The organism is uncultured Turicibacter sp. (assembly GCF_938044715.1).
Lineage (GTDB): Bacteria > Bacillota_I > Bacilli_A > MOL361 > Turicibacteraceae > Turicibacter > Turicibacter sanguinis.
The window spans coordinates 1-4,194 of sequence record NZ_CALIOS010000102.1 but is presented as its reverse complement, the minus strand read 5'-3'; the positions used below and the strand labels follow the sequence as shown (position 1 = coordinate 4,194).

The 4,194-nt window shown below is 36.3% G+C and carries 9 protein-coding genes; all 9 read left to right on the top strand.

The features are described 5' to 3' along the window. Positions 1-255 precede the first annotated feature (255 nt). Genes QWC74_RS10250 through QWC74_RS10210 form a run of 9 tightly spaced genes read left to right on the top strand, consistent with a single transcriptional unit; the run spans position 256 to position 4,127 of the window. Positions 256-1,185: a hypothetical protein gene (locus tag QWC74_RS10250; protein ID WP_155231837.1), complete on the top strand. Its 930-nt coding sequence runs from the start codon at positions 256-258 to the stop codon at positions 1,183-1,185. Between the two features lie 5 nt (positions 1,186-1,190). Further along, positions 1,191-1,385, top strand: a complete 195-nt coding sequence (locus QWC74_RS10245) for a hypothetical protein (protein WP_155223204.1) — start codon at positions 1,191-1,193, stop codon at positions 1,383-1,385. Then, entirely contained in the window at positions 1,386-1,562 is a 177-nt protein-coding gene (locus QWC74_RS10240; RefSeq protein ID WP_155223205.1) for a hypothetical protein, read from the top strand. Between the two features lie 15 nt (positions 1,563-1,577). After that, positions 1,578-2,273, top strand: coding sequence for a putative HNHc nuclease (locus QWC74_RS10235; protein ID WP_262957747.1), 696 nt, complete (start codon positions 1,578-1,580; stop codon positions 2,271-2,273). Further along, the gene (locus tag QWC74_RS10230; RefSeq protein ID WP_155223054.1) at positions 2,270-2,851 is read left to right on the top strand and encodes a sigma factor; all 582 of its coding nucleotides are present in this window, start codon (positions 2,270-2,272) and stop codon (positions 2,849-2,851) included. Before QWC74_RS10235 ends, QWC74_RS10230 begins: the two co-directional genes overlap by 4 nt. Positions 2,852-2,860: 9 nt before the next feature. Beyond that, positions 2,861-3,247, top strand: a complete 387-nt coding sequence (locus tag QWC74_RS10225) for a hypothetical protein (protein ID WP_155232708.1) — start codon at positions 2,861-2,863, stop codon at positions 3,245-3,247. Continuing rightward, entirely contained in the window at positions 3,244-3,756 is a 513-nt protein-coding gene (locus QWC74_RS10220) for a single-stranded DNA-binding protein (protein ID WP_288994009.1), read from the top strand. Before QWC74_RS10225 ends, QWC74_RS10220 begins: the two co-directional genes overlap by 4 nt. Positions 3,757-3,768: 12 nt before the next feature. Further along, a complete protein-coding gene (locus QWC74_RS10215) occupies positions 3,769-3,936 on the top strand; it encodes a hypothetical protein (RefSeq protein ID WP_272131614.1) in 168 nt (55 codons plus the stop codon). Further along, positions 3,930-4,127 carry a hypothetical protein gene (locus tag QWC74_RS10210; RefSeq protein WP_155230488.1) on the top strand — a complete coding sequence of 66 codons (198 nt, stop codon included), beginning with the start codon at positions 3,930-3,932 and terminating at the stop codon, positions 4,125-4,127. Before QWC74_RS10215 ends, QWC74_RS10210 begins: the two co-directional genes overlap by 7 nt. Positions 4,128-4,194: the final 67 nt, after the last annotated feature.

Here is a 4,194-nt window from a genome sequence, read left to right as displayed (position 1 = left end):
AGAAATGGAAAAATCGTATTGGGGGAGTTAGTATGCTTTAGGAAATAAAAAAAGAGACTGATAGTCGTCGGAAAACTATCAGTCTCAAATATATAGAACATGAATTAAAAAGTAAGGTGAAGTTAATCAACTTCTTTTTTATTTTAACATTTTTGGAGAATAATGTCAAAAAATGAGGTGAAATTCCTCTTTAACGGGCTTGTATAAGAGTGATAACAAATGGTAATCGGGTGAATGATAGGGAGAAATAAAAATATGAGTAAGAATTTGAGAAGTAGAAGCCATAAGCTATGTGCTAATTATGATTATGAAAATTTTTATGATAAAGAAACAGGTGAGATTAACCAACAGTTTTTGCAAGATGTAATGAGACCAATTAAAGGGTTTAAGTATGCTCGAGCAGAGATTGAAAGTGGGAATCAACTTGAAGTAGAAATTTACCCGTCATTTAGAAAACAATTACCTGATATGATTAAGCGATTTATGAGTAACCAAAGAAAGGAATCAACCGAAGCTAGAAAAAGCTTGAATGATAGAAATTCCAGAAAGAAGTTAATGCGATTAGTTCACGAGAATTTTTATGAAGGTGACTATTGGATGACATTGACGTATGAGAAAGATCCTAAAGATTTAAAAGAAGCTAAAAAGTTCGCAAATTATTTTTTTAGAGCGATTAATCGTTCGAGAAAGAAAGAGGGATTAGAAAAAGCTAAATACGTTTATGTCATCGAGGAAGGAACTTACGGAACTAAAAGATTTCATATTCATGCGGTGATGGATAATGGATTATCTAAAGATGAAGTTGAAAGAAGATGGATATATGGAGCGACAAATATAAAAACGATGCGTTATCAAGGAAAAGAAGAGGATTTCCTAGGGATAACGAATTATATGTCAAAGAATCCAGAGGTATACCAAAAAACATCGTTCAGATTAAAAGGGGCGAGGGCGTGGGCAACGAGTAAGGGGAATTTAAGATTACCCGAGCCACGAGTTAATAAAGGGAAGTATGGTAAGAGAAAAATAACAGAATTAGCTTTAAATCATAATGAGTTGGTTGAGTTTTTGATATCGGAATACCCTCAGTATGACTTCAAAGAAGTGGAAGTTCGTCATAACGACTATAATGGACTGTTTTATATTTATGCTCGTATGCAGAGTAAGAAAAGACGTGTAAGGAGGTGAGATGGATGTTGGTTGAATGTAAATCGTTTCTGTCCGATGTCAAAGAACTCAAAAAGGAGATACTGGATTGGATTAGAGAGTTTGGACCTGATCATCCAGAATTGACGGAAAGATTAGAAAGTGACCTTTTAAAGAAAATAGACGGTCACATTAAAACGTTGGAACAAATGAAACCAGGAACGATAGTAGAGGTGAGGTAAATGGATAAGTTTTGTAAGTTGGATTTACAAACGCTAGGAGAAATCAAGTTTATATTTGAACAGGTTGTTAAAACAGGGGATGTCCCGGTGGAACAAAAAGATAAAGCAAGATTTTATGTCCGCTATTGTGAACAGTTACAAGCTAGAATCCAAAAACAAATGGAACTGGGGAATTAGAATTAGGGGGCAGTTATGCATTATCAAGTCGTGATAAAAAAAGACCATTACAACGGAAAAGGAAGTTACTTGCGAGTATATGTGCCCGGTGTAGATATTCAAGAGAAGTTCTTCATGAATGGGCTGGCTAAGGGAATGCTCCAACTAGATGATGGTCGTCAACTATCTGCCGCACAAAGAGGACTTCTCTATTCCCTATTCAACGATATTCGAATATGGCGAGGTGATAGCCACAAAAAAATAGGCGTCGAGAAAGTTAAAGAGACACTAAAAGAAAGTTTTTGTGAAGCGGCAAAGGTTTCACGATTTAGTCTTTCGAATGTGTCGATGGAGATAGCGAGTGATTTTATTGACTATGTCTTAGACTTTACGTTTGTGAATGGGATTCCGCTAACGTTCAAAACGTTTGAAATGGCTAAAACCATCAAGAATTGGTCGTATCTCTGTTTTAAAAATAGAAAATGTACGGTTTGTGGTAAATCCCATGCAGAGGTTCATCATTTAGATGCGGTAGGCCGGAGAAATCGAACGAAAGTCGATCATAGCAAGATGCAGCTCATTATGTTATGTCGAGAACATCACCAAGAGGCTCATAACATAGGAGACGAAACCTTTTTAACTAAACATTATGTAGCGGGAATTTTTGTACCAGTGGCTACATTAAAGGCTTTAAATATCAGAGGGGATTATGGAGAGGAGGCTAATGTATGACATTAGCGAGACATGAAGTGGAACGGTTGGTAGTGGAATACCAGCAGGGGAAAATTGAGTTTGATGAAATCTTTAAAAAGTTTGAAAAATTAATCGATGATTGTTTTTGGAGATTCTTAAAAAAACATCGGTTTGAGTGTCCAACACTTGAGAGAGAAGACTTAAAAAGTGTGTGTTACCTTGCATTTTATAAAAGTATTGAAGGGTTCGACATTCGAAAAGGCTATGCCTTCTCAACTTATTTTTACAAAACGGCATATTTCAGTATGTTACACGAATATCAAAAGCACTTAGGAGAAAGAGCACTTAGTCTTGATTGGAAAGAAGAGAAAAAAGACGGTTTGTTGAAATTTATAGGAGTAGACGGTTTTATCGAATCAAGACGTTTAGAGTGGCTGGAATATATGAAAGAGGTCATGGAGAGAAAGAAGTTCGAACCTAACATGGTCGAAGCGATTCTGATTCATTTAGAAACGAGAGAACCTCTTTATAAAGTGGCCTCTAGATATGGGATTTATCAAGTGAAAGCTAGTCGTTATTTAATGAAATTAAAAAAGGAACTACGAGCAGAGGTGTAGGTGATTAAAATGACGGTTAAAGAGTATTTGGAGCTAAATCAAATGACACAGACTGAATTTGCTCGACAAATAGGAGTAACGATTGTCACAGTCAATAAACATCTTAAGCTAGGAACAAAGTTCAGAGATAAAAAGACTGTCTCAAAAATGATAGCGTTAGGAATTGACGTGGAGTTGCATCAAGCGATAGGAAAACAAGTCTTATCTGAGTTTATTTATCAAGAAAAATTACATATTGAAGAATATCCAATCGGTGAAATTTATTGTTATTCCTTAGAACGGGTTAATGAAGTAACCCAATACCTAAATAGAAGAAAAATTAGTTATTACACGAGGCCAACAGATTACTGTTGGATTGTTAAGTATGATACGACATTAAGGAGTGATGAAGCGTGATCAATAGAGTCGTTTTAGTTGGAAGGTTAACACGAAATCCAGAGTTAAAATATACGGCGAACGGAATTGCGAATCTGAAGTTTAGTTTAGCAGTCAATCGAACCTATACAGGGGCTAATGGAGAAAGGCAAGCCGATTTCATTAATTGTATGGCTTGGAGAGGAACGGCTGAAAATATGGCCAAGTTTTTAAAAAAGGGAGCCTTAATTGGAATTGAGGGGCGAATGGAGACATCAAGCTATCAAACAACCGATGGGTCAACACGATATAGCACTTATGTGGTCTGCGATCATGTTCAGTTTTTAGAATCGAAAAAGTCACAATGGCAATCTCAATCGTCACCACAACAAGAAGCGGGATTTCAAACACAGTCCACGACATTTGACAGTCCATTCTCACAACCAGGAACGAATCCATTTGTTCCAAATTCGGTACCGTCAACCTACACACCAGGACAAAGCCAAGCTAGCAGCATGATTAACATCGACGATGACGACTTACCATTTTAGGGAGTGATGAAGATGAGAGAAAGAACACCTGTGAGATGTTATCGATTATTAAAAAAATATAAACAGGAGCTAACGAAAGCACAGTATAGCACGATTAAAGGTCAGATTCGAAAAGGAGACTATGAAGCGGCTATGAAGGGATTAAATCGTCTAATAGGAAAGGAGGCCTTGAGATGTTAAAGGTAGGCGATCAAGTGATTTGTTATTTAGATGAAGTGGAAGGACATCGTCAATTTGAAGTGATAAGAATACAATCTAATCAACGGTATGTTTTGAAAGGGATTGATACTAAAGCGCAAATCTGTCGCATTCTTGATAATACAATTGACAATCCATTCTTCAGTTATCAAAAAATATCAACTAAACAATAAGGGGGATTTATCATGACCTGGATTAAAAAAGGCTATTGTCATTTATTAAACAATAGCACGAGTGAAT